This window comes from Burkholderia sp. IMCC1007 (assembly GCF_027257875.1).
GTDB lineage: Bacteria > Pseudomonadota > Gammaproteobacteria > Burkholderiales > Burkholderiaceae > Burkholderia.
Genome location: NZ_JAPVQY010000031.1, coordinates 36,450 through 62,841 on the forward strand (window position 1 = coordinate 36,450; position 26,392 = coordinate 62,841).

Annotated in this window: 32 protein-coding genes and 1 tRNA gene; 24 read left to right on the plus strand and 9 right to left on the minus strand. The window is 64.5% G+C overall.

Annotated elements, in window-relative coordinates; all coding sequences use genetic code 11:
• Positions 1-33 precede the first annotated feature (33 nt).
• The 6 genes from O1Q03_RS23960 to O1Q03_RS23985 all read left to right on the plus strand — a co-directional run bounded on the left by O1Q03_RS23960 (position 34) and on the right by O1Q03_RS23985 (position 5,962).
• The gene (locus O1Q03_RS23960; RefSeq protein WP_269506503.1) at positions 34-1,236 is read left to right on the plus strand and encodes a hypothetical protein; all 1,203 of its coding nucleotides are present in this window, start codon (positions 34-36) and stop codon (positions 1,234-1,236) included.
• Positions 1,237-1,842: 606 nt separating this feature from the next.
• The gene (locus O1Q03_RS23965) at positions 1,843-2,361 is read left to right on the plus strand and encodes a DUF1993 domain-containing protein (RefSeq protein ID WP_175720516.1); all 519 of its coding nucleotides are present in this window, start codon (positions 1,843-1,845) and stop codon (positions 2,359-2,361) included.
• A 190-nt stretch (positions 2,362-2,551) separates the two neighbouring features.
• Positions 2,552-3,694: a bifunctional 3,4-dihydroxy-2-butanone-4-phosphate synthase/GTP cyclohydrolase II gene (gene ribBA / locus O1Q03_RS23970; protein ID WP_269506504.1), complete on the plus strand. Its 1,143-nt coding sequence runs from the start codon at positions 2,552-2,554 to the stop codon at positions 3,692-3,694.
• Between the two features lie 53 nt (positions 3,695-3,747).
• Positions 3,748-4,263: a 6,7-dimethyl-8-ribityllumazine synthase gene (gene ribH / locus O1Q03_RS23975; RefSeq protein WP_269506505.1), complete on the plus strand. Its 516-nt coding sequence runs from the start codon at positions 3,748-3,750 to the stop codon at positions 4,261-4,263.
• Positions 4,260-4,697 (plus strand): transcription antitermination factor NusB, encoded by a 438-nt coding sequence (nusB, locus tag O1Q03_RS23980; RefSeq protein ID WP_014897817.1) that lies wholly within the window; start codon positions 4,260-4,262, stop codon positions 4,695-4,697. The genes ribH and nusB overlap by 4 nt, the downstream gene beginning before the upstream one ends.
• A gap of 68 nt (positions 4,698-4,765) precedes the next feature.
• On the plus strand, positions 4,766-5,962 hold the full coding sequence (locus tag O1Q03_RS23985) for a pyridoxal phosphate-dependent aminotransferase (RefSeq protein ID WP_269506506.1): 1,197 nt from the start codon (positions 4,766-4,768) through the stop codon (positions 5,960-5,962).
• Between the two features lie 118 nt (positions 5,963-6,080).
• Here the strand turns inward: O1Q03_RS23985 and O1Q03_RS23990 are convergent, their stop codons facing one another.
• Positions 6,081-7,208 carry a lytic transglycosylase domain-containing protein gene (locus O1Q03_RS23990; RefSeq protein WP_269506507.1) on the minus strand — a complete coding sequence of 376 codons (1,128 nt, stop codon included), beginning with the start codon at positions 7,206-7,208 and terminating at the stop codon, positions 6,081-6,083.
• Positions 7,209-7,801: 593 nt separating this feature from the next.
• On the opposite strand from O1Q03_RS23990, the gene O1Q03_RS23995 reads away from it, so the two are divergent.
• Both O1Q03_RS23995 and O1Q03_RS24000 read left to right on the plus strand, forming a co-directional pair.
• Positions 7,802-9,358 carry a UbiD family decarboxylase gene (locus tag O1Q03_RS23995; RefSeq protein WP_269506508.1) on the plus strand — a complete coding sequence of 519 codons (1,557 nt, stop codon included), beginning with the start codon at positions 7,802-7,804 and terminating at the stop codon, positions 9,356-9,358.
• Positions 9,359-9,414: 56 nt separating this feature from the next.
• Complete coding sequence (locus O1Q03_RS24000) at positions 9,415-10,086, plus strand: LysE family translocator (RefSeq protein WP_269506509.1); 672 nt, start codon at positions 9,415-9,417, stop codon at positions 10,084-10,086.
• 121 nt (positions 10,087-10,207) lie between these two features.
• Here the strand turns inward: O1Q03_RS24000 and O1Q03_RS24005 are convergent, their stop codons facing one another.
• The gene (locus O1Q03_RS24005; protein WP_269506510.1) at positions 10,208-10,501 is read right to left on the minus strand and encodes a hypothetical protein; all 294 of its coding nucleotides are present in this window, start codon (positions 10,499-10,501) and stop codon (positions 10,208-10,210) included.
• Positions 10,502-11,040: 539 nt separating this feature from the next.
• Between O1Q03_RS24005 and O1Q03_RS24010 the strand changes: the two genes are divergently transcribed.
• Together O1Q03_RS24010 and O1Q03_RS24015 are read left to right on the plus strand one after the other, a co-directional pair.
• Complete coding sequence (locus O1Q03_RS24010) at positions 11,041-11,970, plus strand: Rossmann-like and DUF2520 domain-containing protein (protein WP_269506511.1); 930 nt, start codon at positions 11,041-11,043, stop codon at positions 11,968-11,970.
• Between the two features lie 76 nt (positions 11,971-12,046).
• On the plus strand, positions 12,047-12,610 hold the full coding sequence (locus tag O1Q03_RS24015) for a YggT family protein (RefSeq protein ID WP_124496850.1): 564 nt from the start codon (positions 12,047-12,049) through the stop codon (positions 12,608-12,610).
• A gap of 7 nt (positions 12,611-12,617) precedes the next feature.
• Here O1Q03_RS24015 and O1Q03_RS24020 read toward each other — a convergent pair whose 3' ends face one another.
• The 4 genes from O1Q03_RS24020 to O1Q03_RS24035 form a co-directional block, all read right to left on the minus strand.
• Complete coding sequence (locus O1Q03_RS24020) at positions 12,618-12,968, minus strand: DUF190 domain-containing protein (RefSeq protein WP_269506512.1); 351 nt, start codon at positions 12,966-12,968, stop codon at positions 12,618-12,620.
• Between the two features lie 23 nt (positions 12,969-12,991).
• Positions 12,992-13,378, minus strand: a complete 387-nt coding sequence (crcB, locus tag O1Q03_RS24025) for a fluoride efflux transporter CrcB (protein WP_098549502.1) — start codon at positions 13,376-13,378, stop codon at positions 12,992-12,994.
• Positions 13,379-13,558: 180 nt separating this feature from the next.
• The gene (locus tag O1Q03_RS24030; protein WP_269506513.1) at positions 13,559-14,440 is read right to left on the minus strand and encodes an SIR2 family NAD-dependent protein deacylase; all 882 of its coding nucleotides are present in this window, start codon (positions 14,438-14,440) and stop codon (positions 13,559-13,561) included.
• An 84-nt stretch (positions 14,441-14,524) separates the two neighbouring features.
• A complete protein-coding gene (locus O1Q03_RS24035) occupies positions 14,525-15,130 on the minus strand; it encodes an NUDIX domain-containing protein (protein ID WP_269506514.1) in 606 nt (201 codons plus the stop codon).
• 81 nt (positions 15,131-15,211) lie between these two features.
• On the opposite strand from O1Q03_RS24035, the gene O1Q03_RS24040 reads away from it, so the two are divergent.
• From O1Q03_RS24040 to O1Q03_RS24070, 7 genes are all read left to right on the plus strand, one after another.
• Entirely contained in the window at positions 15,212-15,967 is a 756-nt protein-coding gene (locus O1Q03_RS24040) for a DeoR/GlpR family DNA-binding transcription regulator (RefSeq protein WP_269506515.1), read from the plus strand.
• 155 nt (positions 15,968-16,122) lie between these two features.
• Positions 16,123-16,734, plus strand: a complete 612-nt coding sequence (locus O1Q03_RS24045; protein ID WP_269506516.1) for a chromate transporter — start codon at positions 16,123-16,125, stop codon at positions 16,732-16,734.
• On the plus strand, positions 16,731-17,267 hold the full coding sequence (locus O1Q03_RS24050) for a chromate transporter (RefSeq protein WP_269506517.1): 537 nt from the start codon (positions 16,731-16,733) through the stop codon (positions 17,265-17,267). The genes O1Q03_RS24045 and O1Q03_RS24050 overlap by 4 nt, the downstream gene beginning before the upstream one ends.
• A 466-nt stretch (positions 17,268-17,733) precedes the next feature.
• Positions 17,734-18,018, plus strand: a complete 285-nt coding sequence (locus tag O1Q03_RS24055; RefSeq protein ID WP_269506518.1) for a hypothetical protein — start codon at positions 17,734-17,736, stop codon at positions 18,016-18,018.
• Between the two features lie 47 nt (positions 18,019-18,065).
• Positions 18,066-18,275, plus strand: a complete 210-nt coding sequence (locus O1Q03_RS24060) for a hypothetical protein (RefSeq protein WP_269506519.1) — start codon at positions 18,066-18,068, stop codon at positions 18,273-18,275.
• Positions 18,276-18,309: 34 nt separating this feature from the next.
• Positions 18,310-18,522, plus strand: a complete 213-nt coding sequence (gene rpsU, locus O1Q03_RS24065; RefSeq protein ID WP_269506520.1) for a 30S ribosomal protein S21 — start codon at positions 18,310-18,312, stop codon at positions 18,520-18,522.
• Between the two features lie 9 nt (positions 18,523-18,531).
• Positions 18,532-18,738 carry a hypothetical protein gene (locus O1Q03_RS24070; RefSeq protein WP_269506521.1) on the plus strand — a complete coding sequence of 69 codons (207 nt, stop codon included), beginning with the start codon at positions 18,532-18,534 and terminating at the stop codon, positions 18,736-18,738.
• A gap of 572 nt (positions 18,739-19,310) precedes the next feature.
• Here the strand turns inward: O1Q03_RS24070 and O1Q03_RS24075 are convergent.
• A complete protein-coding gene (locus O1Q03_RS24075) occupies positions 19,311-19,655 on the minus strand; it encodes a cupin domain-containing protein (protein WP_089439410.1) in 345 nt (114 codons plus the stop codon).
• A 295-nt stretch (positions 19,656-19,950) separates the two neighbouring features.
• On the opposite strand from O1Q03_RS24075, the gene O1Q03_RS24080 reads away from it, so the two are divergent.
• Together O1Q03_RS24080 and O1Q03_RS24085 are read left to right on the plus strand one after the other, a co-directional pair.
• Positions 19,951-20,025 (plus strand) — tRNA-Gly (locus O1Q03_RS24080).
• An 84-nt stretch (positions 20,026-20,109) separates the two neighbouring features.
• Positions 20,110-22,113, plus strand: coding sequence for a site-specific integrase (locus O1Q03_RS24085; protein ID WP_269506522.1), 2,004 nt, complete (start codon positions 20,110-20,112; stop codon positions 22,111-22,113).
• 3 nt (positions 22,114-22,116) lie between these two features.
• Here O1Q03_RS24085 and O1Q03_RS40005 read toward each other — a convergent pair whose 3' ends face one another.
• Entirely contained in the window at positions 22,117-22,563 is a 447-nt protein-coding gene (locus O1Q03_RS40005) for a helix-turn-helix domain-containing protein (protein WP_332112549.1), read from the minus strand.
• Here O1Q03_RS40005 and O1Q03_RS24095 point away from each other — a divergent pair.
• The 3 genes from O1Q03_RS24095 to O1Q03_RS24105 all read left to right on the plus strand — a co-directional run bounded on the left by O1Q03_RS24095 (position 22,448) and on the right by O1Q03_RS24105 (position 23,896).
• Entirely contained in the window at positions 22,448-22,801 is a 354-nt protein-coding gene (locus O1Q03_RS24095) for a hypothetical protein (protein ID WP_217095829.1), read from the plus strand. The two genes, O1Q03_RS40005 and O1Q03_RS24095, sit on opposite strands and share 116 nt — an antisense overlap.
• A gap of 89 nt (positions 22,802-22,890) precedes the next feature.
• Entirely contained in the window at positions 22,891-23,196 is a 306-nt protein-coding gene (locus O1Q03_RS24100) for a hypothetical protein (RefSeq protein WP_254215429.1), read from the plus strand.
• Between the two features lie 238 nt (positions 23,197-23,434).
• Positions 23,435-23,896, plus strand: a complete 462-nt coding sequence (locus tag O1Q03_RS24105) for a hypothetical protein (protein ID WP_176332696.1) — start codon at positions 23,435-23,437, stop codon at positions 23,894-23,896.
• A gap of 65 nt (positions 23,897-23,961) precedes the next feature.
• Here the strand turns inward: O1Q03_RS24105 and O1Q03_RS24110 are convergent, their stop codons facing one another.
• Positions 23,962-24,537 carry a recombinase family protein gene (locus O1Q03_RS24110; protein ID WP_176323016.1) on the minus strand — a complete coding sequence of 192 codons (576 nt, stop codon included), beginning with the start codon at positions 24,535-24,537 and terminating at the stop codon, positions 23,962-23,964.
• A 215-nt stretch (positions 24,538-24,752) separates the two neighbouring features.
• On the opposite strand from O1Q03_RS24110, the gene O1Q03_RS24115 reads away from it, so the two are divergent.
• Together O1Q03_RS24115 and O1Q03_RS24120 are read left to right on the plus strand one after the other, a co-directional pair.
• On the plus strand, positions 24,753-25,076 hold the full coding sequence (locus O1Q03_RS24115; RefSeq protein ID WP_217095831.1) for a hypothetical protein: 324 nt from the start codon (positions 24,753-24,755) through the stop codon (positions 25,074-25,076).
• Positions 25,073-25,966 (plus strand): hypothetical protein, encoded by an 894-nt coding sequence (locus O1Q03_RS24120; RefSeq protein ID WP_269506525.1) that lies wholly within the window; start codon positions 25,073-25,075, stop codon positions 25,964-25,966. Before O1Q03_RS24115 ends, O1Q03_RS24120 begins: the two co-directional genes overlap by 4 nt.
• Positions 25,967-26,392 lie beyond the last annotated feature (426 nt).

Here is a 26,392-nt window from a genome sequence, read left to right on the forward strand (position 1 = left end):
GGCAACTGCCGCCCCCGAAATGAAGATTGAAACGTGAGCGAATACCAATACTACGAATTTGCCGCAATCGACAGACCGCTTACCGGTCAACAGCAGGCTGAGTTGCGAAGCCGCTCCACGCGGGCGACGATCACGGCCTCGAGCTTCGTCAATGAATATCACTGGGGCAACCTCAAAGGCAATCCGCTCGAATGGGTAGAGCGCTATTTCGACGCGCATGTCTATTGCGCCAACTGGGGGAGCTGCCGCCTTCTGTTGCGACTGCCGCGGGCAATATTCAATGCTCGGTCGCTACACGATTACACCGGTCGCAAGCGGCGCGGGACTCGGTCGCAATTTGCAGCAAAGGCGTTCGATGCCATCGACACTGGCGAACATTGCCTCCTCGACTGGTGGTTCAACGACGACTCCGGAGAACACCTTCGCTTTTCGGAAGAAGCTGACGGCGCAGGGTGGATGGCACGGCTGCTGCCCATCCGCGATGAACTGCTCAGAGGCGATACACGTCCGCTTTATCTCGGCTGGCTAGCCCGGGTAGGCAATGGCGAGTTGCGCGACGATGACCGTGAACCGCCATTGCCAGACGGACTCAAGACACTGACGCCTGCGCAGAATGCCCTTGCTGAATTCCTGATGCTCGATCCGGACTGGCTCGCCGCCGCGGCAGAAACGAGCTCTCCACCGGCTGCCGGGTCCGACGATACGGGCCGATTCGATCCTTGGCTATCCGAGTTGACGGAAGATGAAATGCGGGCTGTGCTGCGCACGCTGCTCGAAGGGGAAAGTCAGGAAGCCGAACGTACTCTTCGGCGCGGCTTCCTCGCGTGGGAGCAGGCGCGGGTGCCCAATCGCGTCGTACACCCAAAACCCCGATGTATAAGTGAAATTGCAGCCCGGGCCAGCTTTCATCGTGGCGTTCGGGAACAACGGGAACGCGAGGCCTGCGACGCCGCTGAGGCGCGACGCAAAGCAGAGCGCTCACGCTACCTTACGTCACTCCTTGAAGACGAAGACAGCGCCTGGTCCGTCATCGATTCAAAGCTCCAACGAGGCTCAGGATCGTCCTACGACCAAGCTTTCCGGGCGCTGCAGGATCTTGCCGAAGCTTATGCAGGAATCAAACGCGATGCGACATTTCGACGTCGGCTTGTACGACTGATGGCAGAGCACGGAAAACGCGGCGCCTGGGTTACCCGGTTGACGAAAGCTGGATATATGTGGGAGCCAAAACGGTGAGCGACGGGAGTAGTCATCGCCCTCGGTGCAGACCGAGTGAAGCAAGACACCGTGCATCTTGTGAAGCGTCTCATGGCACCCATCGCAATCTCGCTACAATCACGACTAGGCGACGGTATTTCTGACAGTATACACACGCATCGGCAACGCCCTCGGCTTGCAGGCCAAGCGTTTCCCCGCCAGACTCAACATGATTGCGCGGTATGTCGAAAGGATGCTGTCGGCGTCGCAGGGTGTGCATCAGGACTGATCGCGCCGTACGCGTCGCGACGGCGGCTGACCGCCAGTCCTGAACGGCCGCGGCTTTTGCTAAGCCGCGCGCCGGCTGTTGGCGGCGACGTTCCTCGGACGCTCCGGCATCTGCCCCTCGCGGCCCGCCGACCACGTGTCGCAATCGCCTGCCAATATCGCGGATCGGTACCGCCGGATGCTCGAATGGCTGCGGCGCGCGTGATCGGATAGCGCCCGTACGCAGCGGCTATCCAGCGCCATCGGCCGGATGGCCAACGGTGCGCACGCGCGGTGCCGTCGCGCTAAGATGCGTCGACAGCAGTTTGAACGTCGCAACGCACGGTGCCCTGCCCTCTTCCACAAGGAGTCGTCCCCATGTCCATCTCGATGTACCAGGCTTCGCTGCCCGTCCTGATCCGCGGTCTCACCAACCTGCAGCACATCCTCGGCAAGGCGCAGGCGCACGCGGCCGAGAAGCAGATCGACCCGTCGGTGTTCATCGGCGCGCGCCTCTATCCGGACATGCTGCCGCTCGTCCGTCAGGTCTACATCGCGACCGACACGGCCAAGGGCTGCGCCGCGCGGCTCGCCGGCACCGACATCCCGAGCTATCCGGACGTCGAGCAGACGTTCGACGAGCTGCACGCGCGCATCCAGAAAACGATCGACTATCTGAAGGGTTTCGACGCCGCGCAGATCGACGGCAGCGAAACGCGCCAGATCGTGCTCAAGATGCGCGTCGGCCCGATCGAATTCACCGGCCAGTCGTACCTGCTGAACTTCGTGCTGCCCAACTTCTTCTTCCACGTGACGACCGCGTACGACATCCTGCGCCACAGCGGCGTCGAACTCGGCAAGCTGGACTATCTCGGCGGCCGCAACGAGCACGCGTGACGCACCGCCCGGGCCCGGCCCGGCTCGTGGCTGCCCGCTTGCGCGGGCAGGCCGCGACAGCCCGACCACGCCCGTGCCGGAGGCCGGTCGCACCGCTTCGCGGCGCGCTCGCCGGCCGCGCGCACCCCGTGCCAGCCGAAACGCCGTCCGGCTGGCGTAAAATACGCACTTTCCTCTTTCTCGCCCCCTTATGACGCTCGCCTCCACGCTCGACATCATCGCGGAGTTGAAAGCCGGCCGGATGGTGATCCTGGTCGACGAAGAAGACCGCGAAAACGAAGGCGATCTCGTGATCGCCGCCGAATTCGTCACGCCGGAAGCGATCAACTTCATGGCCAAGTACGGCCGCGGCCTCATTTGTCTGACGTTGACGCAGGAACGCTGCAAGCAGCTGCACCTGCCACTGATGACCTATCGCAACGGCACCCAGTACGGCACCGCCTTCACGGTCAGCATCGAAGCGGCCGAAGGCGTGACGACCGGCATCTCGGCGGCCGACCGTGCGCACACGATCGCCACGGCAGTCGCGCACGACGTGCGCCCCGAGCACATCGTGCAGCCGGGCCACGTGTTCCCGATCATGGCGCAGCCGGGCGGCGTGCTCGTGCGCGCCGGCCACACCGAGGCCGGCTGCGACTTCACCGCGCTCGCCGGCCTCACGCCCGCCGCGGTGATCTGCGAGGTCATCAAGGACGACGGCACGATGGCGCGCCTGCCCGACCTGCTCGAGTTCGCGAAGGAGCACGGTCTGAAGATCGGCACGATCGCCGACCTGATCCAGTACCGCAGCCGCACCGAATCGATCATCGAGCGGATCGCCGAGCGTACGATGCAAACCGCGCACGGCGAATTCCGTGCAGTGCTGTACCGCGACCAGCCGAGCGGCTCGCCGCACATCGCGCTCGTGCGCGGCACGCCGTCGCCCGACCTCGATACCCCGGTGCGCGTGCACGAGCCGCTGTCGGTGCTCGATCTGCTCGAGACAGGCATCTCGACCCACTCGTGGACGCTCGACGCCGCGATGCGCGACATCGCGCAACGCGATCTCGGCGTGATCGTGCTGCTCAACTGCGGCGACACGAAGGAACACCTGATCGACGTCTTCAAGGCGTTCGACGAGGAAGAAAAAGCGGCTGCGCTCAAGCGCCGGCCGGTCGATTTCAAGACGTTCGGCATCGGCGCGCAGATCCTGCGCGATGTCGGCGTCGGCAAGATGCAGGTGCTGTCGAATCCGCGCAAGCTGGGCAGCATGTCCGGCTACGGCCTCGAAGTCACGGGCTTCATCCCGATGCCCGGCGCAGAAGCCAAGTCCTGCCCGGCGTCCCACGCGTAACCCGCCACGGCGCTTTCGCCCTATAACCGTTCATCCACACCACGGACCAGATCATGGAAATCGGACAATACCAACCGAATCTCGAAGGCGACGGCCTGCGTATCGGCATCGTGCAATCCCGCTTCAACGAACCCGTCTGCAACGGCCTCGCCGATGCATGCGTCGAAGAACTCGAGCGCCTCGGCGTCGCCGGTGAAGACGTGCTGCTCGTGTCGGTGCCCGGCGCGCTGGAAATCCCGCTGGCGCTGCAAAAGCTCGCCGAAAGCGGCCAGTTCGACGCACTGATCGCGCTCGGCGCGGTGATCCGCGGCGAGACGTACCACTTCGAACTCGTGTCGAACGAAAGCGGCGCGGGCATCACCCGCATCGGCCTCGACTTCAACCTGCCGATCGCGAACGCGGTCCTGACGACCGAAAACGACGAGCAGGCCGTCGCGCGCATGACCGAAAAGGGTCGTGACGCCGCACGCGTCGCCGTCGAGATGGCCAACCTGACGATGGCCCTCGACCAGCTCGGCGACGATGAGGACGAAGACGAGGAAGACGACGAAGAAGAGGAGCGCGCATGAAGAAGAGCGCCCGCCGACAATCGCGCGAGCTGGCGACGCAGGGCCTGTATCAGTGGCTGCTGTCGAACGCGTCCTCCGGCGAGATCGACGCGCAACTGCGCGGCGCGCTCGGTTACGACAAGGCCGACAAGGAGCTGCTCGACGCGATCCTGCATGGCGTGATCCGCGAGCACGCAACGCTCGTCGAAGCCCTCACGCCGTCGCTCGACCGCCCGGTCGACCAGCTGTCGCCGGTCGAACGCGCCGTGCTGCTGATCGCGACGTTCGAGCTCACGCACCATGTCGAAACGCCGTATCGCGTGATCATCAACGAAGCAGTCGAACTCGCGAAGACGTTCGGCGGCTCCGACGGCTACAAGTACGTCAACGGCGTGCTCGACAAGCTCGCCGCGAAGCTGCGCCCCGCTGAAACGCAGGCACGCCGCAACGGCTGATTCCGTAGTGGGACGGGCGCGCAAGCGCCCGTTTTTCGTTTTCCCTCGCTCTCCGCCCCGCCCGACCCATGAATACCACCGCCGATTCGCTCATCACGCTCGCCGCACGCGTCGACGCGATCCAGCCCTTCTACGTGATGGAACTGATGAAGGAGGCACAGCAACTCGAGTCCTCCGGACGCGATGTTATCCACATGGGGATCGGCGAGCCGGACTTCACCGCGCCGGAGCCCGTCGTCGAGGCGGCCGCGGCCGCGCTGCGCCGCGGCGTCACGCAGTACACGAGCGCGCTCGGCATCGCGCCGCTGCGCGAAGCGATCGCCGCGCACTATGCGCGCGCCTACGGCCTCACGATCAGCCCCGAGCGGATCGTCGTGACGGCCGGCGCGTCGGCCGCGCTGCTGCTCGCATGCCTCGCGCTCGTCGGCCGCGACGACGAGGTGCTGATGCCCGACCCGTCGTATCCGTGCAACCGGCACTTCGTCGCGGCAGCCGAAGGGCGCCCGGTGCTCGTGCCGAGCGGCCCGGACGCGCGCTTCCAGCTCACCGAGAACGACGTCCGCACGCACTGGAACGACCGCACGCGCGGCGTGCTGCTCGCGTCGCCGTCGAACCCGACCGGCACGTCGCTCGAACCGGACGAGCTCAAGCGGATCGTCGAAGCCGTGCGCGCACGCGGCGGCTTCACGATCGTCGACGAGATCTACCAGGGGCTCAGCTACGATGCGGCGCCGGTGTCAGCGCTGTCGTACGGCGACGACGTCGTCACCGTGAACAGCTTCTCGAAATACTTCAGCATGACCGGCTGGCGGCTCGGCTGGCTGGTCGTGCCGCCGGCGCTCGTCGGCACGTTCGAAAAGCTGTCGCAGAACCTGTTCATCTGCCCTTCCGCGCTCGCGCAGCACGCGGCGCTCGCCTGCTTCGAACCGTCGACGCTCGAGATCTACGAAGCGCGCCGCCTCGAATTCAAGCGGCGCCGCGACTTCATCGCGCCGGCGCTGGAGCGGCTCGGCTTCACGGTGCCCGTGATGCCGGACGGCGCGTTCTATGTCTATGCGAAGTGCGGCGGCGTCGCCCACCCGGCGGCAGGCGACAGTGCGGCGCTCACGCACGCGATGCTGCACGACGCAGGCGTCGTGCTGGTGCCGGGCATGGATTTCGGCGTGCATGCGCCGCACGACTATATCCGGCTGTCCTATGCGACGGCGTACTCGCGTCTCGAAGAGGCCGTCAAGCGGCTCGCGACGCTGTTCGGACAGCGCTGACGCGGGGTCCGCAGCGCGGCCATCGCGGCCGGCATGCCGTCCTGCGGCACGCGCAAAAAAGAAAGGCACCCGAATCGGGTGCCTTTCTGCTGTGTCGTCCAGCCGGCGCTGCGTGGCGTTACGCGCCCAGCTCCGAATGATCGCCGTGCGCCTGCTTCGCGGTATCGACGCTCGCGTCGTCCTGCTGCGGCGCGCCCTTCGGCGCAGCGGCGCCCTTCGCGGCGAGCGGCTGGGCCGAGTCGAGCGTCGCATGCATGCGCTTCGCGCCGCCTGCCGCTGCCGTCACGGCCGCGGTCACGATCGGCTTCGACGACTGGACCGGCGCCTGCGGCGCATTGAGCGGCACGCGGCGGCCGTGCGCGACGTCGCGCAGGCGGCCACGCTCGGCCATGACCTTCGCGCCGTATGCGGTGTCGTCGGGGTTCGTCGAACCGTTATATAGACGCAGGCCGGTCGCGAGCGAGCCGCCGCGTGCGATGCAGTCCTTCAGCACGAGCGCGCCGACCTGCAGATTCGCGAGCGGCTGCAGGGCCGTGTCGGTACCGCCGAAATATTCGAATTTGTCGGAATGGACCTTCGACATCACCTGCATCAGGCCTTGTGCGCCGACGCCGCTTTCCGCGTACGGGTTGAAGCCCGATTCGATCGCCATCACGGACAGCAGCAGCAGCGGATCGAGGCCGACGTCGTGGCCGGTCTGGAATGCCGCCTTGACGAGCTGGCCGACCGGCTCCTGAGCGACGCGATAACGGCGCGACAGGTAGGTCGCGACGAGCGCCTGTTCGCGGTTCGACGCGAGCGCACGATCGTCGCGCGCATCGACCGGGACCCGCTGGGCCGGAATCCGCTTCGCCAGCGCAACCGGCGACGGGCCGTTGCGGGCCGAATCGGACGCGTCGTTTTGCGCGGCGGGTTCCGCTGCGACGTCGAGGCCGACTGCGAGCGCATCCGTTTCGGGCGGATCGTCCTGCTGGGGCTGCACGCCGGCGGGCGCGAAGTTCGGCAGCGGGTGGCCGGTCAGCAGACGGGCCGGGCCGGCCTGCACGGCCGCGGACACGACCGGCATCAGCTTCGCCGCGAGCGAACCGCGTACGGTCGGCAACAGCCACAGGGCAAGCGCAACCGCGACAGCGAAACAGCCGACGACGCTGAATAGATGGTGACTGACACGCGTCCCACGACGCAGCACACCGCGCACGAACTGCGCATGCTGCTCATTGGGACGCCACGATAACCAAGCGTTCATTCAGATCATCTCCCATGAACATGACTCGTGCGGCTCGCTCAGCTCGGTGGCGAGACAGAATACGCGCCGCGGAATCACGACGCCGCACGCCTTGGTTGGGACGCGCAGGCATCGGAGAAACGGTTAAGACCGTTCGAGGCCAGGCTGTAAGACGGCCGGCACCTTCGCACAATGGGCGAGGCGGGCATACGCGATGGCACTCACGCAAAAAACCAGCGTCTGGTGGCGCTGGCTGGGACTACTACAAGGCCGTCGATACGCCGTGCAGGTTTCGGCGGACGGTGACGCGCTGCGTCAAAGATCGGTGATTGGCGGCTCGAAGCCGTTTACCCTGCAGCCAATGTGAGCGGATTCTAGCAGGGTTTTATAGATCGTCAACACTATAAAAAGTCAAATCTATAACAAAAAGTAATTTTGAATCACCCTTCAGAACGTCAGTCCCCCTGCCGTAGCGGCTTTGCGCGCGGTCCACTTTTTTCTGTGCCCGACGTGTGCGCGGCACCGCGGGTAAAATCGTCGGTCGATTCCGGGCCGCAGCCGGCCGCTGCGCCCGCCCATTGCCGCCCGTCATCGGGGTGGTCCGGACCTTTTTCATGAAATACAAAGACTTACGCGATTTCATTCAGCGCCTCGAGGCGCTCGGCGAGCTGCGGCGCGTCACGCAACCGGTGTCGCCCGTGCTCGAAATGACCGAGCTGTGCGACCGCGTACTGCGCGCCGGCGGCCCGGCACTGCTGTTCAACGCGCCGCCCGGCAACGCATTTCCGGTGCTCGGCAACCTGTTCGGCACGCCGCGCCGCGTCGCGCTCGGGATGGGCGTCGATGCGGGCGACGAGGCCGCGCTCGGCTCGCTGCGCGATCTCGGGCGGCTGCTGTCCGCGCTGAAGGAGCCGGATCCGCCGAAGAGCCTGAAGGACGCCGGCAAGCTGCTGTCGCTCGCGAAGGCCGTCTGGGACATGGCGCCGAAATCGGTGTCGTCGCCGCCGTGCCAGGAGATCGTCTGGGAAGGCGCCGACGTCGACCTGAACAAGCTGCCGATCCAGACCTGCTGGCCGGGCGATGCGGGGCCGCTCGTCACGTGGGGGCTGACCGTCACGCGCGGCCCGAACAAGTCCCGCCAGAACCTCGGTATCTATCGCCAGCAGCTGATCGGCCGCAACAAGCTGATCATGCGCTGGCTCGCCCATCGCGGCGGCGCACTCGACTTCCGCGAATTCGCGCTGAAGAACCCGGGCAAGCCGTATCCGGTCGCGGTCGTGCTCGGCGCGGATCCGGCCACGACGCTGGGCGCCGTGACGCCCGTGCCCGATTCGCTGTCCGAGTATCAGTTCGCCGGCCTGCTGCGCGGCAGCCGCACGGAGCTCGCGAAGTGCCTGACGCCCGGCGTCGACACGCTGCAGGTGCCTGCACGCGCGGAGATCGTGCTCGAAGGCTTCATCCATCCGCAGGAAGGCACGCCCGCCGCTGCGCCGGCCGGCGCGCCGCCGCGTCCGTCCGGCAACGCATCCGCCGCGTACGAGCATGCGCTCGAAGGCCCGTACGGCGACCACACCGGCTACTACAACGAACAGGAATGGTTTCCGGTGTTCACCGTCGAGCGCATCACGATGCGCCGCGATGCGATCTATCACTCGACCTATACGGGCAAGCCGCCCGACGAGCCGGCCGTGCTCGGCGTCGCGCTCAACGAAGTGTTCGTGCCGCTGCTGCAGAAGCAGTTCGCGGAGATCACCGACTTCTATCTGCCGCCGGAAGGCTGCAGCTACCGGATGGCCATCGTCCAGATGAAGAAGAGCTACGCGGGCCACGCGAAGCGCGTGATGTTCGGCGTGTGGAGCTTCCTGCGGCAGTTCATGTATACGAAGTTCATCGTGGTCGTCGACGAGGACGTGAATATCCGCGACTGGAACGAGGTGATCTGGGCGATCACGACGCGCGTCGACCCGGTACGCGACACGGTGATGGTCGACAGCACGCCGATCGACTATCTCGATTTCGCGTCGCCCGTCGCCGGCCTCGGCTCGAAGATGGGGCTCGACGCGACCAACAAGTGGCCCGGCGAGACGAACCGCGAATGGGGCCGCCCGATCGAGATGGACGCCGCCGTGAAGGCGCGCGTCGACAAGCTCTGGCAGGAGATCGGACTGTAAGCCCGCGTGGCCGGCCCTCGACGGCCCGCGCACTGAACGCACCAACAAGAACGACGATGAGCTTTCCCCCCGCCTCGATGCTGTCCGATGGTTTTTTCCTGTCGCTGTCGCTGTGTCTCGACATCGGTCTCGTCAACGTCGCGATGCTGTCGCTGACGCTGTCGCACGGCTTCCGGCCGGGCTTCTGGCTCGGCGTCGGCTCGTGCGTCGGCGATCTCGTCTACGCGGCGCTCGCGCTCGCCGGGATGGCCGTGCTGCTGCAGTTCGAGGCCGTGCGCTGGATCGTATGGATCGGCGGCGGCGCGGTGCTGCTGTTCCTCACGTGGAAGATGGCGCGCGAAGCGCTCGCGCCGGCCGGAGCGGCCAGCGACGGCGATGCGGAAGATGCGCCGCAGCCGCGCGCCAGCGCCCGGCGCAGCTTCATGCGCGGCATGCTGCTCGCGATGTCGTCGCCGAGCGCGATCCTGTGGTTCGCGGCGGTCGGCGGCGCGCTGATCGCGAAAGCGGGTGCGACGACGCCCGCGACGGCGTCGGTGTTCCTGTCCGGCTTCTTCCTCGGCGGTCTCGCATGGACGCTCTTCATGTGCACGCTCGCGAGCCAGGGCCGCAAACGCGCGGGCGCGGGGATGATGCGCGCATGCCACGTGGCGTCCGCGCTGCTGTTCGCGTATTTCTCGTACAGCGTGATCGTCGGCGGCTATCGCGACCTGATCGTGCACGCGGTGTAATCGCCGCCGCGCTGCGTCGCCGGCCACGGCACCGGACGGCCGCCGCAATGAAAAACGGCGCAGCGCCCCTCACGGGACGTTGCGCCGTTTTGCCACGCGCGGTCAGGCCGCGCGGGACGAATCAGCGACGCCAGTAGCCGTGGTGGCCCCAGCCGCCATAACCATGGTGCCAGTACGGGCGACCGTAGTAGCCACCGACGACCACCGCAGGCGGCGCATAGTAGGCCGGCGCCGGTGCGTAATAGACCGGCGGAGGCGGCGGCGCGTAGTACACCGGCGGCGGCGGTGCGTACACCGGATAAGCGGGTGCGACCGGGACACCGATGCCGACCCCGATCGACACGTGGGCCTGCGCGGCGCTTGCGGCACCCAGGCCCAGCGCGGCGGCGGCGATGAACGGAATGAACTTTTTCACTTCGATTCTCCTGCTGGAGCGGTAATTTATGCGCTCCGGTCGGCAACGGCGGGCGTGCACGTCGCATGGATGCAATGTAGCGAAAACCCGCCCCGCGCGTATCCCGCATTTGTTGCAAATTGCAATTGCGCGCGGTGGCGGCCGGGCCGCCGAGCGGGGCTGCACATTCGCTGCAAGCCTTGCCGGACGTGCGATTCCGTCCGACCAGCGGGATCGCGACACGCCGGCCGGTCAGTCTTACCGGAACCGGTGCATGGCACGCGGGCGCGTCAGTAATGAACGATTACAAATTCGAGACAAGCCGCCCACAATTCAAGGCGGACGCGGCGCGCAGCCTGATTCGGGGCCGGATAAAGGGCCTTGATTTGGCCTTGATTCGGCCTTGATTCGGCCGTGATGCCGATCCACGAACCGCGGCGCGAACGTATCGCGCGGACCAACCTCGAGCGCCGCGCACCGGCCCCGGAGCCGCCGTTTTATGGCCGCTTCACCATTCCTGCGATACTGGCGGCTGCCCCGTTTCCGGTTCGTGACCCGCCATGTCCCTTTCCGATACATCCCGCCTCGGTTTCATCGGCGCCGGCCGCCTCGCGCGCTGCGTCGCACGACGTTTCGCACAGGCCGGCTTTCCGGTCGCCGCGATCGCGAGCCGCACGGCCGGATCGGCCGCGGCGCTCGCCGCGGAGATCGACGGCTGCCGGGCAGTCGACACGCCGCAGCAGGTCGTCGACGCCGCCGACCTGATCTTCGTGACCGTTCCGGACGACCATCTCGCGGCGGCCGCCGCGGCGCTGCGTTTCGACGCGTCGCGCGCGGCCGGCCAGGCGCTCGTCCACTGCAGCGGCGCATCGTCGGTCGACCTGCTCGATCCGGCGAAACGGCAAGGCGCGGCCACCGGCGGCTTCCATCCGCTCTACCTGTTCGGCGGCACGGACGCCGACCTCGCCCGCATCGACGGCTGCTCCGTCACGATCGAAGCCGACGGCGCGCTGCACGCGACGCTGCTGCGACTTGCCGCCGCGCTGGGTTGCCATCCGCTGTCGATTCCGGCCGGCGGCCGGATGCTCTATCACGCGGCCGCGCACTACGCGGCGAGCTTCGCGCTGTGCGGGCTGTCGGAAGCGGTCGAGCTGTGGCGCGGCGTCGGCTTCGACGAGCAGGCCGCGCTGCGCGCGCTGCTGCCGATGCTCGCCGGCACGATCGAGACCGCGCGCGACAAGGGCCTCGCGAATGCACTCGCCGGCCCCGTCTCGCGCGGCGACACCGGCATCGTCGAGCGCCAGCTCGCGTTGCTCGAGGCGCGCGGCGGCGATCACGCGACGCTGTATGCGCTGATGACCCGCCGCGCGGTCGCGCTCGCGGCGAAACGCGCCGCGCCGCCGGCATCGCTGCCGGCGCTCGCCGAGGCCGTCGAAACGTCGCTCGCGCGCACGATCGGGCACCGCTCCCCGTCGCAAGACGAGGCGTGATAAGGTGTCGGCCGATGCGCCGCCATCCGGCGTTGGCGGCCGCACGCTACCCGACCGTATAAAAAGGATGCCAACGATGTTCGGCGAGATCGCCCGTTTTCTGCTCAATACCCTCTTCACGCTGTTCGGCGCCGCGCTGATCCTGCGCGTCTGGATGCAGGCCGTCCGCGTGCCGCCGTACAACCCCGTCACGCAGGCCGTGCTGCAGGCGACCAACTGGCTCGTGCTGCCGCTGCGGCGCGTGATCGCGGGCGTGCGCGGCATCGACTGGGCAAGCGTCGTCGCCGCGCTGCTCACCGCGCTCGTCTACGTGGTGCTGATGGTCGTGATGGCCGGCTTCGATCCGGCGTCGGTGATCGCGACGCTCGTCGTGGTTGCGCTGCTCACCGTCGTGAAATGGGCGCTCAATCTCGTGATCTGGATGACGATCCTGATGGCGCTGCTGTCGTGGCTCAACCCGCGCTCGCCGGCAATGCCGATCCTCTATCAGCTCACCGCGCCGTTCCTGAACCCGCTACGCCGCGTGATCCCGAACCTCGGCGGCATCGACCTGTCGCCGATCCTGCTGTTCGTGATCGTGCAGGTGCTGCTGATGATCGTCACGCGCGCCGCCGTGTCGCTGACGATGTTCGGCATCTGATCGCGGCTCACGCCGCCGGCCCCTGCGCCGGCGGTGCGTCGAGCGTGTCGATCACGCCGAAGCGCGCCGGGATCATCGCGTAGCACACGCGCACCTTCTCCCGCGACAGCCGCTCGAGCAACTGCTGCGCTTCGTCTTCGGTGACGATGAATTCGACCTCGATCGCGAGCGACCCCTGCAGTTCGAAAAAACGGTCCTCGTGCAGCACGCGATGCCGGCCGAAGCCGGCCATCGCGCGAAACGCGGAACCGCCCGCGACACCCATCCGGTTCGCTTCCTCGAGCAAGTATTCCCACAGCGGCTTCCAGTGCAGCCGATCATGCTCGTGCACGTAGAAGCGCAAGAAAATCCTGTCCATCGCCTCCTCCGGTGCCGGCGCGCTCACGCGGCCGCGAACCACGCGCGCGCGGTCCACATGCCGAGCGCCGTCAGCGTGAACGATCCAGTCAAGTGTAGGGCAGCCACCGCAAACGCCCATCCGAATTCGCCCTGCACCGCGTGCGTCATCACTTCGACCGAATACGTCGAGAACGTCGTGAGCCCGCCGAGGAAACCCGTGATCACGAACAGCCGCCACTCGGGCGGCAGCCCGACGCGGGTCGTGAAGACGACGGCAGCGATGCCGATCACATAGCCGCCGATCAGGTTCGCGGCGAGCGTGCCGAGCGGCACGGCGGGAAAGAACGCGTTGAGCGCGAGGCTCAGAAACCAGCGCAGCAACGCGCCGAGCCCGGCGCCGACGAAGATCGCGACGATCGAATAGAACACGGGCGCTCCCGGTCGGTCATGCGGCTGGGTTCAGCCGCCGGCCCCGGTCGTCCGGGGGCAATGCCGGTGCGCGGACGCACACGGCGCACGCACGGTCGGCACTGGCTGAACTGTATGCGGATTCGCGGCGCGCCGGCAACGACCGTGCGCGCAACAGCGCCCGCCGCGCCGCGGGCCGGTTCATTCGCGCTGCCACGCCGCATCGAGCGCGGCGAGCGTCGCGAGCGCACCGCCCTTCAGCCCGATCACGTCCGCGCGGCGCGCATGGGCTTCGCGTGCGTTGATCCGGATCACGTCGGCGCCGACGCGTTCGCTCAACATGCGCACCGTCGGAATCGCGGTGCCCGCGCCGATCTCGACGACGGTCACCCGCCCCGCCTGCGCGACCCAGCTGTCCAGCGCGCGCTCCTGCGCTTCGTAGTGCGCGCCGAGCCAGCCCCGGTCGCCGAACATCAGGATGTTCGGCCGCGCGAGGCCGCCGCAACGCGGGCAGCGCGGCAGCTCGCCGACCAGCCGGCACGTGGCGGCGTCGACGTCCGGCGCAAATGGCGCCGCGCTCCACGTGTCGTCCGAGCACGGGCGCAGGCACTGCATCGCATGAATCGAGCCATGGATTTCGACGATCCGCGCCGGATCGAAACCGGCCTTCTGGAACTGGCCGTCGACGTTGCTCGTCAGCACGAAGCCGCCCTTGGGCATCGCGTCGATCCAGCGCCGCAGGATCGCGAAGCCCGCATGCGGGACGGTGTCCCGGTAAAGGCCGAGTCGGTGTCCATAGAATCCCCACGCGAGGTGCGGATGCGCACGAAACGCCTGCGGCGACGCGATCTCGTGAAACTCGAAACGCTCGTGACGCAGCGCCGGATACGCACGCCAGAAGCCGTCCGTGCCGCGAAAGTCCGGCAGTCCGGAATCGACGCCGATGCCCGCGCCGGCCGTCACGAGCAGCGCATCGGCGCGCGCGAGCGCGTCGACGGCGGACGCGATCAGTTCGGCGGGCAATTGCGTGGCGGCGCTGCCGTCGGTGCAAGCGCCGGAATGGGTGGAATCGGAGAGCGGCATGATGGAGCTGCGGTAGCGTCGAACGGGGTGCGCGAATGGCGTCGCGCGATCATACGCCTGTTCGAGCGCCGTGCCGCGGCTTCGTCACACGGTCGCGGCGCGCGCGCCCGCGGACTCCCGCAGCGCGACGTACTGCAGCAGCATGATCGTCTTCGCGTCGACGATCTCGCCGCGCTCGACGGCATCCAGCGCCGCCTGCAGCGGCATCTCGACGACTTCGAGATCCTCGCCCTCGTCGGCGATGCCGCCCCCGTCGCCCGTGCGCAACGATGCATCGTATTCGCCGACGAAGAAATGCAGCTTCTCCGTGACCGAACCCGGGCTCATGAACGCCTCGAACACCTTGCGCACGCCGCGCACGCGATAGCCGGTTTCCTCTTCGGCTTCCGCGCGAATGCGCGCGTCGGGCGTCGCATCGTCGAGCAGGCCGGCGGCGGCTTCGAGCAGCATCCCGTCGTGCCCGTTGACGAACGCCGGCATCCGGAACTGCCGCGTGAGCAGCACGTCGCCCGTCGCGGCGTTGCGCAGCAGGATGGTCGCGCCGTTGCCGCGATCGTAGGTTTCGCGGCTCAGGCGCTGCCACGTGCCGTCGCGGCGCAGGAAATCGAACGTCACCTTGTTCAGCACATACCAGTCATCGGACAGCACCGTCGTATCGACGATGCGGACGCGGTCCCGCGTTGCGGCCATGGCGGCCTCCCATTCGACAAGTGACGGCACGCATGGTAACGTGCACATTCGTGCAATTTCAAGAAATTTCGTGCAATCCCGATGCTGACGACCCAACGCAAGAAGGTGATCCTCGATGCGCTCGCGCGCGACGGCCAGGTGCTCGCCGCCGAACTCAGCGCGCAATTCGGCGTGTCCGAAGACACGATCCGCCGCGACCTGCGCGAGCTGGCAGCCGAGGGCCTGCTACAACGCGTGCACGGCGGGGCGCTGCCGGCGTCGCCGGCCATCGCGCCGTTCGCGCAGCGCGAGGCGCTCGAACCCGAGGAAAAGCGGCGCATCGCGCGCCGGGCCGCACAAATGATCGCGCCCGGGCAGGTCGCGATCGTCGACGGCGGTACGACATCGGCGCTGCTCGTCAGCCAGTTGCCGCCCGAGCTGCGCGCGACGATCGTCACGCACAGCCCGAGCGTCGCGGTCGCGCTGGCCGCGCATCCGTCGATCGACGTGATCCTGATCGGCGGACGGCTGTACAAGCATTCGATCGTGTCGGTCGGCGCCGCGGCGATGGAAGGCATCGCGCGCATCCACGCAGACCTGTATTTCATGGGCGTCACCGGCGTTCATCCGGTCGCGGGGCTGAGCACCGGCGATTTCGAGGAGGCGGCGATCAAGCGTGCGCTCGCCGAGCGCGCGGGCGAGACGGTCGTGCTGGCCTCGCAGTCGAAACTGCGCGCGGCGTCGCAGTTCGTGATCGGCGAGCTTGCGCTCGCGCACACCATCGTGGTCGAACGGGAAACCGATGCGGCGCTGACCGAGCCGATCGAGGCGGCGGGCGTGACCGTCGTGCGTGCCTAGTACCTGCTTCCACCGACAACGGACTCGCGCTCGCGACACGACAGCGTCGCGCTCCAGATCGTTGCGCACACAACCTCCCAGCGCCGATGTCAGCGGGCTGACAGGCACCGCTTGCTACCATCGGCCATTGCCCAACCGTTGCGCCAGCCCGTCCGATGCTTCCGCCCACCACTCCGACTTCGTCCGCGCCGCCCGACGGCGATCCGCCCGTGCCCGGCGTCCTCGCGCTGTTCATCGCGTTCGCGCAGATCGGCCTGACCAGCTTCGGCGGCGGGCTCAGCGGGCGCATGTTGCGCGACTTCGTGCACGAGCGGCGCTGGATCGACGAGGAAGCGTTCCTCAACGGGCTCGCGCTGTCGCAGGCGCTGCCGGGCGTCAACGTGAAGAATCTCGCGATCTGGATCGGCTACCGGCTGGCCGGATGGCGCGGCGCGGTGGCCGGCTTCATCGGCATCATCGCGCCGCCGGCCGTGCTGATCGTGCTGTTCGGCGTCGCGTTCTCGACTCTCACGCGCTTTACGCTCACGCACGTCGCGCTCGCCGGCGCGGCCGCCGCCGCGATCGGGCTGTCGATCTCGATGGCGATCACCGCGGTGCGCCGGCTGCCGCGTCGCGTGCTGCCCTTCGCGGTGATGACGCTCACGTTCGTATCGGTGGCCGTGCTGCACTGGCCGCTCGTGTGGACCGTGCTGATCGGCGGCACGCTGAGCGTTGCGCTCGAATATCGCCGTGCGGCGCCCTCCTCCACGGGGAGCGACGACCGATGAACGCCACATCGAGCTACGCCGCGCTCTTCGGCGTGTTCGCGCCGCTGTCGATCGCGACGATCGGCGGCGGGCAAGCGATCATCGCCGACATCCAGCGCCAGGTCGTCGACGTCCATCACTGGATGACAGCCACGCAGTTCGTGAACGACTTCGCGATCGCGCGGATGGCGCCGGGCCCCGGCTCGTTGCTCGCGACGCTGATCGGCTGGCAGGTCGCGGGCTTCTGGGGCGCGGTGATCGCGACGCTCGCGTTGTTCGGGCCGCCCGCGTTCCTCATCTACGGCGTCGCGCACCTGTGGCGACGGCATCAGGGCGCGCGCTGGCAGATCGCGCTCGAGGCCGGCCTGCGCCCGGTCGCGGCCGGCATGATCGTCGCGTCGGTGTGGGTGCTGCTGCAGGCGCTCGACGGCGGTTGGCCCGCGAAGGCGATCGCGGTTGCATCGACGGTGTGCGTGATGGTCACGCGCATCCACGCGCTGCTGCTGATCGTCGTCGGCGCGTTGCTGCTGATCGGCGTACACGCGCTCGGCTGACCGAAAGAGCGCTCGCGTCGAGATGCGCTTCGCGATCGACGCGTGTTGAAGACGACGGCACCGATCGAGGCCGATCGCTTGCATGATGGCCTTCTCGCGCTGATCGACACACGCCCATGAAATCACGCGACATCGTTCGACGTCCCTCGAGTGCCGCATATCGTCGGCGTACCGACGACCATTTCGTCGTACGCAATGTGCAACGAACACCGCGAAGACGGACGTCAAACATCGTCGGCACGACCGAGAATAAGATGGACTTCCGACGCGAAGCGCGTATGATCAATTCGTCCGAGAACGCGTCATTTCATCGACCCCTCGCCCCGCCATCTGCGCCCTCGTTGCGTCGCGTCTTCATCCGCACGCATTGCCGCCCCTTTCACCTGTCCCGTCGCACCGCGCTGCGGTGATACCGGTCGGTTGCGTTCGTCTGCGCGATTCGTCGCGATCGAACCAGGAGTCCATCATGAGCATGCATCTGTATCGTGGCTTCGAAATCTATCCGCTGATTTATCCGCACGCTTCATCGCAGAACGGCAACGCGCACAATTACGAAAGCGGTTTCGACGCGGCCGTGAAGATCTGTCTGCGCGGCACCGCCGACACGCTGACACGCAGCGAAACGTTCCGGTTGCGCGACAACGCGCCGTTCATCTCGGCGGGCGATGCACGCCGCGCTTCTCTTCGCTATGCGGAGGAGATCATCGACGGCGATCACGGCACACAACTACTCTTCGCCGATACGCACTGACACTTGCTGTTTCGCCCGCTCTCCCACCATTCGATCCGGAGCACGAAATGATTATCGATGAACTCATCGGCCTGATCAGACGGCACGAAGTCACGTGGGCCGACGGCGTGCCGTCCAATGGCCTCGACGGTTCGGCGTTGCGCCACCAGCCCGAGTTGCAGATGTTCGCCGCCGTACGCGCGCTGTCGCTCGGCGCCGGATACTCGGAATTCGAATCCGACGAGATAGCGAGCGCCGTCATGACGCGGCTCGGCTAGCTCTTTTCTTACGCAGTTTCAGAACAGGATCTACATGACCACCATCATTCTCAAGCCCAACGAACCTGTCGATGTCGCGCTGCGGCGCTTCCGGCGAGACATCGAGAAGACGGGCTTGATCAAGGAATTGCGCAGTCGCACCGGCTATGAAAAGCCGACGACGGAGCGCAAGCGAAAGAAAGCGAGTGCCGTCGCAAGACAACGCCTGCGAGCAAAGCGGCTGCTGCCGCCGCGCAAGCTGTACTAGGAGAAGATCGTGTACCAGCCGCCCGTCGAAGACCCTGCATTTTTTCCGTTGACGAAATGCGAAGTCGATTTCGATCGACAGAACGATGCAGTCACGCTTCTGCCGAGCTTCTACGCGTTCGGCTGCGAGTACACGAGTCGCGGCCTGCTGATCGGCCGCGACGATGCATTCAAGCTGATTGCCGCGATCGAGAAGGCACTCAGCATTGCGCAGTGAGCTTCTCGATCGGCTGCAACCGGGTCATCCGCTCGCCGATCACTCTTCTTCTGCCGAGGATCGCGTAACACCACGCGCGTCCGCCGGCAGCGCTCGCGGAACGGCCGCTGCTGCGGGCGAAATTCATCCGCAGTCTCCACACTCGAATTTAAATCGCATCGGTTGTCGAATGCGTGGCCGGTCGATTCAAACCGCCATCCAGACGCTCGCACCTCCTCCAGAATTCGGCACATTTACGCGGCCGCTTGTCGCCGAGCGCGTATCGCGAACGTCAGGCACCCGTCGCCTCGAGTGCACTATCGGACCCGGCGCAGCGCGAAACGTCACTGGGCGAGCTGTTCCCGAATCGCGACGAGTTTTATTGAGCCGGCCGGCGTCGCGCGCTTGCGATCCCGGCTCAAAACCCGGTTCACGGGTGCGGCGATGCGGTGAAATCGTCGAATCGTTTGATGCGTGCACGGCCCCTGCTGCATTTGCCGCATGCAGGGGCCGGGACGAGAGAACGCCGCGAATCGCGAGAGTATCGCGACCGCGACGATATGCGTCAGTTGAACCTGCGAGGCCGTTCCCGTTCAGGCGAACACGAAGTACTTGCGCACCGTCTCCACCACTTCCCACGTGCCCTTCATGCCGGGTTCGATCACGAACACGTCGCCGGCCTTCAGGTGCACCGCCTTCTCGCCTTCCGGCGTGATGATGCAGTAGCCGTCGAGGAAGTGGCAGTACTCCCATTTCTCGTAGTTCACCTCGAACTTGCCCGGCGTGCAGATCCAGGTGCCCATGATCTTGCTGCCGTCCTTGGACAGGTACGCGTTGAGGTTCACGGTGTGCGGATCGCCGCCGATGCGCTTCCACTTGGTCGCGTCAAGGACCGGGGTCGGGCAGGTTTCGCGCAGGACGGTGATGAAATCGGACATGTCGGCTCCAGACAAAATCGGGTAAGAGGCCTGTCACGTTAGTTCGAAAGCGCGACCGGGGCTTGTATGCTTCCGACACCGACTCGTCTAACCCCGACACCGCGCCGCGGGTGGGCGGCGGCGTTCCATTCGACATTAGGGGGATTGGCATTCGCGCCCCCGGGGTGCAAGGGTGCCTGCCGCGCAACCGGCGCATCTGGACCAGCAGCCAACGGGACACGCGAGGCCCGTTTGCGAGCGGCCAAACCGCCTCGCTTGCATCACCACCGGCAAACCCTGTAGAATTACGCGTTCTGCGGGCGTCGTATAATGGCCATTACCTCAGCTTCCCAAGCTGATGACGTGGGTTCGATTCCCATCGCCCGCTCCACACACCACTTAGCCCCTTGATTCCGCTGGGTTATGTGCGTGTCTCACGAGCTTCGCCGCACCACTACTACAGTGGTCTCCTACGGTGGCTCAAACCTCCTGCCTCTATCGTCGCCCCAGCGGCATCTACGTCGTTCGTCTCGTCGTCCCGAAACGGTTGCGCGCAGCAGTCGGCAAGAACGAAATTCACGCGTCCACGCGACTCCGGGATTGGGAAGCCGCTAAACTCGTCGCCCATCAGATTCAGTCGCATTGGCGCGGGCACTTCATGACGTTGGACATCGAAAAACTGCGGGCAGGAAACCCGTTGCTTGACGGCGAGGGCATGGTTCCCATTGTCGAGGCTGCCCGGACCGTCGGTATGCAGGCGGAATCGCTGGCGAATGAACTGCTCAACGATGGCGCGCATGTCTTCACGCACCTTCACGGGCAATCCTGCTGGCGGGTGCCAGTGCTCAACGACCTGGACCGGGACTTCGGCGGCGAATTCATCTGGAACGAGGTGGAGATCAACGGCGAGCGAACCGTCCACACCGGAACCGTGCGCGTCCTCGATGGCCGGGCCACGCTGCAACAGGTCATCACCGCCGGGGCGGCACACGAAGGTGTGTTCCGAGACGGCAAGTCGGCGGCCATCTTTCTTGAGGACCCGATAGCCATCGACCTCGCTCGTTGCATCGTTTACAAAACGGCCGTCACGAAGGTTCGCGCCCGGCTGGTTGCATCACTCAGCCCTGCCTCCACTGTCGCCTTGCCACCGCTGTCGATCATTTCGAGCGCGTCCATAGCTGCATTGCCCGTCCCAAGCCCGTCAGCGACCGTTGGCGCCGCCCCAACCGGGTTGCCGGCGCGCATTGAACCAACGCCGGTCGTATTCGATCCGATCACGGCCAAACATGGCAAGAAACGATTCTGGGACCTGTTCGAGCTTTACGCACGAAGTCGCACGTGGGGCGAGGATCAAACCCGGCGCATGACAACAGAAGCACGTCTTTTTCGCGACCTCATGGGCGACCCGGAACTCGGCGAAATCGAACTGGAGACCATCGACCAATACGCCAGCCGCTTGGCGCAGTTACCTCCCGACATCTATCTAGCCAAGCGCCGGTTCGGAACCGACTCGCTCGACGACTTAATCCGCATTGCGGAACGCGAAGGACTTGAACTCAAGCGGGAAGCGACGATCAAGGGGCACATTGGACGCCTTAGCGAGATCCTCGCATTCGGCGAGCGCAAGCACATGCTGCGGTTCAACCCCGCATCAGACTACAAGCGTGGCGATGGGCGGTTCAATGCGCCGCGCGCTCAGGACGAGCGACACGCATTTACCTCGCAGGAGTTGTCGTTGATCTTCGCGCAGGACTGGTTTGCTACCGGTGCCGGTTCGTTCAACCGGACGGGTTGGACCACTTGGCGTCCACACTACTACTGGCTGCCCTTGCTCGGTCTATTCACTGGCGGACGAATCAACGAACTCTGCCAGTTATACCTATCGGACATCCACCAGACGGAAGGCGGCGCGTGGTATCTCGATTTCAACCTCATGGGGCCCGACAAGGTTGACGAGGGCGACAAATCCCTCAAGACGATCAATGCGCTGCGCGTCGTCCCGCTACATAACAGGCTCGTCCAACTCGGTCTGCCGGAATACGTGCAGACGCTTCGCAAAGCGGGCTATGCCCGTCTATTCCCGGAACTCAAACGAGATGCGGTGAAGGGGTATGGGAAGCCAGCAAGTTCTTGGTTCAATGAACGATTCTTGGGACGAACGCTCGGCATCGAACGCAACGGAATGAAGACGTTTCACTCGTTCCGACACACGTTCCTGACCGCAACCGAACGTCTAGGCACTCCAGAACGGGTGATGGCGCAAATAGCAGGGCATCAGCGCGGAGACACTGAAAGCTGGAACCGCTATGCGAAGGACCGTGACGCTGACCAGTTGGCCGCTGTGATCAATGGGCTGGCCTTCCCTGAAGCAGACGGCATCGCACCGTTCATTGCGTCAGACGGCATCCGGGCCATTGAATGCGCCAAGCGTCAGAAGGATCTTGTGCGTCGTGGATCGAGCGGCACGCGGGCTGACTAGCCCCTAGTCTTGAACTGACGATGCGCCCTCCGCACCGTCTTCCTCGAACAATGTCTTGACCGGCACGCCGAGAGCATCGGCGATTGTCTGAATTGAGTCCAAGGATGGATTTGCCTTGCCGGTCTCGATCTTCCCCATATAGCTACGAACGAAGCCGCACTTGTCGGCGAAAGCCTCTTGGCTAAGCCCGGTCGTAGCTTTCCGCAGTTCTCGAACCCTCGCCCCGAAGCGATTCCTGAGTGATGTGTTTGCCGTCATGCACGGCATTGTTGGCGGGCACGTATAATCGCGACACACCCTAAAAATGGCCACCCTTAAAGAGGCCACCCTATAAATGACACGACCACATGCAAACCATCGGCGCGCAACGCGCACTTCCATAGCGTTGCTGCTCGCGCTGATGTGCGGACCGGTAACGACCACCCGGGCATGGGCTGGCAGCGAAGGCATATGTCTGCAAATCAGTCGGATGGCCCTGGAGATGGCACGAGACAGAGACGATGGGGTTCCCTATGCGACCGAGCAAGCGAAATTCGAAACGAGCCTCAAAACGATCCAGCCCGACTGGCGGCGCGAATTCCGCGGACTCTACATGGGCTCACTCGATCTGGTTTACAAACGTCAACGCGATGCCACACCGGATCAGTTGCAACGCGCGGTCTACAAGGTTTGCGCTTCCGAATACTGAAACGCAACGCTGCCGTAGCGCAACAGACGCGGGGGCACGTCTTGTTGCGTTTGTCCACCGCCCGCCATATCTAGAAAGAGACCTAACGAATGATAAAGAAGCTCGGGGCTTGCGCCTTGGCCCTTACCCTGTCCGCATGCATGACGATGGGAAGCAAGTTCGACATCCACGACGCCGACCAATTCGTTCCGGGCGTGACGACGATGCAGCAAGCGCAAGAGAAGCTTGGCACACCGACGGCCACCAACGCTATGCCGAACGGCGGCACGCTCCAACAATGGATGTATTCGCAAGCGTCAGTGATCGGTGGCACTTCGTCTAACCTTGCAATCCTTTTCGACAAAGACGGCAAAATGATCCGCATCCAAAGTCGCGGGCAGGTCAATACCCGGTAGTGCTGCGGTCATCCACGAAGGGCGGCGCGTGCTTTAGCGCACCGCTGCCCAAGCACTAGCATGGGCACGAACAACCGGTCGGCAAACCGAGCCGCATACGCCCACCGCGTCCCGTTTGGGGTCACCGCATCCATGTAATTATTACCGTTCGCCTGCTGAATTTTTAGGCTCGCGATTTTTCCATCGCAACCCATTGATTTCATTGAATTAAAAAAATCAATGTTGCCTACCAGATCTATTGAAAAGCCTATCTCCGGTTTATAAGCTTCTTCCTCCCAAACGTGCAGCCAAGGCTGCGCTAACCAAACCACGCGGAGGAATGATGGTTGTTCAGGTAATCGAGAATTATGAGAATTTCGGACCAAGCGATCCGGACTGCTTCGATGAAATTCAATGCAACATGGATGCAGCGCTTTTTCTGGTCGCCGAATCCGGACAACAGGTAGATTCCGATGGATGGTCGAAGCAGATTTTCAAACATCAAAGCGACGCGGTCTTATTCATAAAAGACTTGGTAGCAGCAAGTTACCATTTTCGGATAACCGACAAGATATACATTCAGTTTATCTCCGGCTGGGGTTTCGATCACTTCAACACGTTGCTTGACCTCGCACGGCTTCTTTTGGACGACGATGAAGAACTGTCCCAGCTAATGCAGGACGATGACGACCTATTCCCACCGGGTCCGTGGTGGATGTAATCGACCCGGAAGTCGCTTGCCTACAAAGACCCCAGTTACAAGCGGGAACTCGGGCGAGCGCCTGCTCAAGCTCCACCACGAATAGCGTTGATCGTCGCCCGTGAAACTGCATAGCCCCGCGCAAGGGCACTCACCGATTCCCCGCGCGCCAACCTTTCGCGAATTTCGCGGCGCTGTTCTGGGGTGGTTTTCGACGGTCTGCCGAGCTTTTTCCCCTCGGCGCGAGCACGGGCCAGTCCCGCCTGCGTGCGTTCGATCAGCAGGTCGCGCTCCATTTCCGCGACCGCGGCCAGCATCGACAGCAGCAGTTTGCCCGCCGTTGAGGTTAGATCGGTCGCACCGAGTTGGAGCACGATGACTTTGATGCCACGCTCGCCCAGATGCCGGACAGTCTGCAACACGTCGATGGCGTCGCGCCCGAGCCGGTCCAGCTTCGATACGACCAACGTTTCGCCCTTGCGTATCTGCCCGAGGAGGCGCTTGAACCCAGGACGCTGCTCCGCACAGACCTTGCCGCTGACACCTTCATCGGCGAACCAGAACTCCGGTTCGATCTGGTAGCCCGCCTGCATAAGTTCAACGAACTGGTTATCTGCCGTCTGCTGTCCAGTCGAGACCCGACCGTATCCAAACACCACCATCGCTACTCTCCCCAAGGAAATGTGCCACAAATTGGTGCCAGAGTAGGACGCCGTGTCAGGAAAGCCAAGGGGTAATTTTTTGGCGGGTCAAAAGCAACGGTCGGATACCGCCGGAAGCCGGTCGTTATTCGGCGCGCGATCAATCACACTTTGTCACACCAGTGTGATATAGTTTGTTTTTGTTGTTTCCCCTTCACTCTTTTTGGAACTGACTCATGGCTACTGACAAGCGCCGCATCACTCTGGCAGTGGATACGTCCACCGCTGACCTTCTTTCTTGGCTTGCTGACGCAACCGAACTCACCGAGTCCGGCATCGTCAACCGTTTGTTATCCTCACATATCGAGGAACTGTGGGAACTGCGAACATGGCTCGAACAGCTTCCGCGCGATAGCAAGGAATGGGCGCTGGGCACCAACCTCCTCGCGAGCTACGGCCCGGACGACCTCGTTAAAGGAATCAAGCGCATTGCCCCCGGCTACGAGACTATCGGCGATCGGTTTGAGCGCAGCTTGACCGAGGCCGGAGTATCGAAATGAACGCCGCAGCGATCCAGCACGAAACGACTATGCAGGCGCGAGACGATCTGGATTCGCTGCTTGACGATCTACCGATACCGACGCACTTGGGTGCGTCACAACTCAAACTCGTCGGACCGGCTAGCATTGCGGTCCGCACCGAGTCGGGAGCATACGAATTCCCATGCGATGGATGGAAGCATCTGGCTGAAGTAGACGACCACATACTCCTCGACAGGCTGCGGGAGTTGGCGGGGCCGCTCACCTCCGCGACGACATCTGCGCGCTACATGCGGCACCGAGTAGAAATCAGCCAACTCAGTCTTGCGCTCAACCGACGCGGCAAGATCGCCCCTCGCTTTCGACCACTTCCAAAGCCTGCCCATACATGCGCCGCAGGTGGACCCGATGAGTTTCTAGGGCGAGACCGTCAAGTTATCGATTGCCACTGGTTGCACGAACGCGGGCACCGATATGTGATCGACACGGAACTGGAGTTTCGCGAGCTTTTCACTGGCGAGTCGTTCGATTTCAAGGGCGCCGCAGAATTTGCGCGTGCCAAGTGGACGGGCGAACGAAAGCTTCAAGCACTGGGCATCGATGACGCACTCGCCGCGGAACTTGCTGCCCTACAGACCGACTCAATCCGCGAGAAGTGGAAACGTATCGACGGGTCCAAGGCTACATGGCGCAGCGCCCTCAATAACGCAACGCGTCGCCAGCGGAATGTGCGTAGCCATATTGACGACTGGATCGACGTGCGCGTAGCAATGGAACTGATTGGACTTGACGCGCCAGCGCACGAACTAGCATCACTTGTCGCCAGGATGCGCGGGACAAAGCCCATCGATGTGCGGGGCATGAAACGCAAGGTCGATACAATCAAAAAGCACTTGGGCATTTCGATCTAGCGGGGCAGAACTCGGGATGGTGTCCGGGATACATTCCGGGATAGTTTTCGGGATACATCACGGGATAGTTGAACCGCGAATTTCCCATTAAAATCATATAGTTGCAAAAAATCCCGTTCCGTAGCCTGTAACCGGTAACTGAGTAGCGAAGTAGCCGAGTAACCATGGGCGGCTAGCGCCGCCCTCAGGTTCCTCCCGCTCGCCTTTCACAGAGCCTCCGGAATGAGAGGGCACGCGGAAAGAGAAGCCCCCTCTAGTTCGATCGGGTCTTCGTGGCATCCGGGGGGAAGGCGCTTCTCGCCCCCACTCGCGCCCGCAGTCGCGCCCCGTGGTTTGAACGGCCAGCAGCGCATTGGAACGGTCGGACCATATCGGGCTCGTGTTCGACGCAAGTGGTCACTGGCACAAGTATTCGCAAACGGCGGC

Coding starts and splice junctions, on each gene's coding strand:
- O1Q03_RS24010 (WP_269506511.1), top strand. CDS start 11,041: ATGTCCCTTTCCGATACATCCCGCCTCGGTTTCATCGGCGCCGGCCGC.
- O1Q03_RS23990 (WP_269506507.1), bottom strand. CDS start 7,208: ATGAACGCTTGGTTATCGTGGCGTCCCAATGAGCAGCATGCGCAGTTC.
- ribH (WP_269506505.1), top strand. CDS start 3,748: ATGGAAATCGGACAATACCAACCGAATCTCGAAGGCGACGGCCTGCGT.
- O1Q03_RS24050 (WP_269506517.1), top strand. CDS start 16,731: ATGAACGCCACATCGAGCTACGCCGCGCTCTTCGGCGTGTTCGCGCCG.
- nusB (WP_014897817.1), top strand. CDS start 4,260: ATGAAGAAGAGCGCCCGCCGACAATCGCGCGAGCTGGCGACGCAGGGC.
- O1Q03_RS24120 (WP_269506525.1), top strand. CDS start 25,073: ATGAACGCCGCAGCGATCCAGCACGAAACGACTATGCAGGCGCGAGAC.
- O1Q03_RS24045 (WP_269506516.1), top strand. CDS start 16,123: ATGCTTCCGCCCACCACTCCGACTTCGTCCGCGCCGCCCGACGGCGAT.
- O1Q03_RS24060 (WP_269506519.1), top strand. CDS start 18,066: ATGATTATCGATGAACTCATCGGCCTGATCAGACGGCACGAAGTCACG.
- O1Q03_RS24095 (WP_217095829.1), top strand. CDS start 22,448: ATGACACGACCACATGCAAACCATCGGCGCGCAACGCGCACTTCCATA.
- O1Q03_RS24035 (WP_269506514.1), bottom strand. CDS start 15,130: ATGGCCGCAACGCGGGACCGCGTCCGCATCGTCGATACGACGGTGCTG.
- O1Q03_RS40005 (WP_332112549.1), bottom strand. CDS start 22,563: ATGCCTTCGCTGCCAGCCCATGCCCGGGTGGTCGTTACCGGTCCGCAC.
- O1Q03_RS24030 (WP_269506513.1), bottom strand. CDS start 14,440: ATGCCGCTCTCCGATTCCACCCATTCCGGCGCTTGCACCGACGGCAGC.
- O1Q03_RS23965 (WP_175720516.1), top strand. CDS start 1,843: ATGTCCATCTCGATGTACCAGGCTTCGCTGCCCGTCCTGATCCGCGGT.
- O1Q03_RS23985 (WP_269506506.1), top strand. CDS start 4,766: ATGAATACCACCGCCGATTCGCTCATCACGCTCGCCGCACGCGTCGAC.
- O1Q03_RS23995 (WP_269506508.1), top strand. CDS start 7,802: ATGAAATACAAAGACTTACGCGATTTCATTCAGCGCCTCGAGGCGCTC.
- O1Q03_RS24040 (WP_269506515.1), top strand. CDS start 15,212: ATGCTGACGACCCAACGCAAGAAGGTGATCCTCGATGCGCTCGCGCGC.
- O1Q03_RS24100 (WP_254215429.1), top strand. CDS start 22,891: ATGATAAAGAAGCTCGGGGCTTGCGCCTTGGCCCTTACCCTGTCCGCA.
- O1Q03_RS24075 (WP_089439410.1), bottom strand. CDS start 19,655: ATGTCCGATTTCATCACCGTCCTGCGCGAAACCTGCCCGACCCCGGTC.
- O1Q03_RS24015 (WP_124496850.1), top strand. CDS start 12,047: ATGTTCGGCGAGATCGCCCGTTTTCTGCTCAATACCCTCTTCACGCTG.
- rpsU (WP_269506520.1), top strand. CDS start 18,310: ATGACCACCATCATTCTCAAGCCCAACGAACCTGTCGATGTCGCGCTG.
- ribBA (WP_269506504.1), top strand. CDS start 2,552: ATGACGCTCGCCTCCACGCTCGACATCATCGCGGAGTTGAAAGCCGGC.
- O1Q03_RS24115 (WP_217095831.1), top strand. CDS start 24,753: ATGGCTACTGACAAGCGCCGCATCACTCTGGCAGTGGATACGTCCACC.
- O1Q03_RS24055 (WP_269506518.1), top strand. CDS start 17,734: ATGAGCATGCATCTGTATCGTGGCTTCGAAATCTATCCGCTGATTTAT.
- O1Q03_RS24020 (WP_269506512.1), bottom strand. CDS start 12,968: ATGGACAGGATTTTCTTGCGCTTCTACGTGCACGAGCATGATCGGCTG.
- O1Q03_RS24000 (WP_269506509.1), top strand. CDS start 9,415: ATGAGCTTTCCCCCCGCCTCGATGCTGTCCGATGGTTTTTTCCTGTCG.
- O1Q03_RS24110 (WP_176323016.1), bottom strand. CDS start 24,537: ATGGTGGTGTTTGGATACGGTCGGGTCTCGACTGGACAGCAGACGGCA.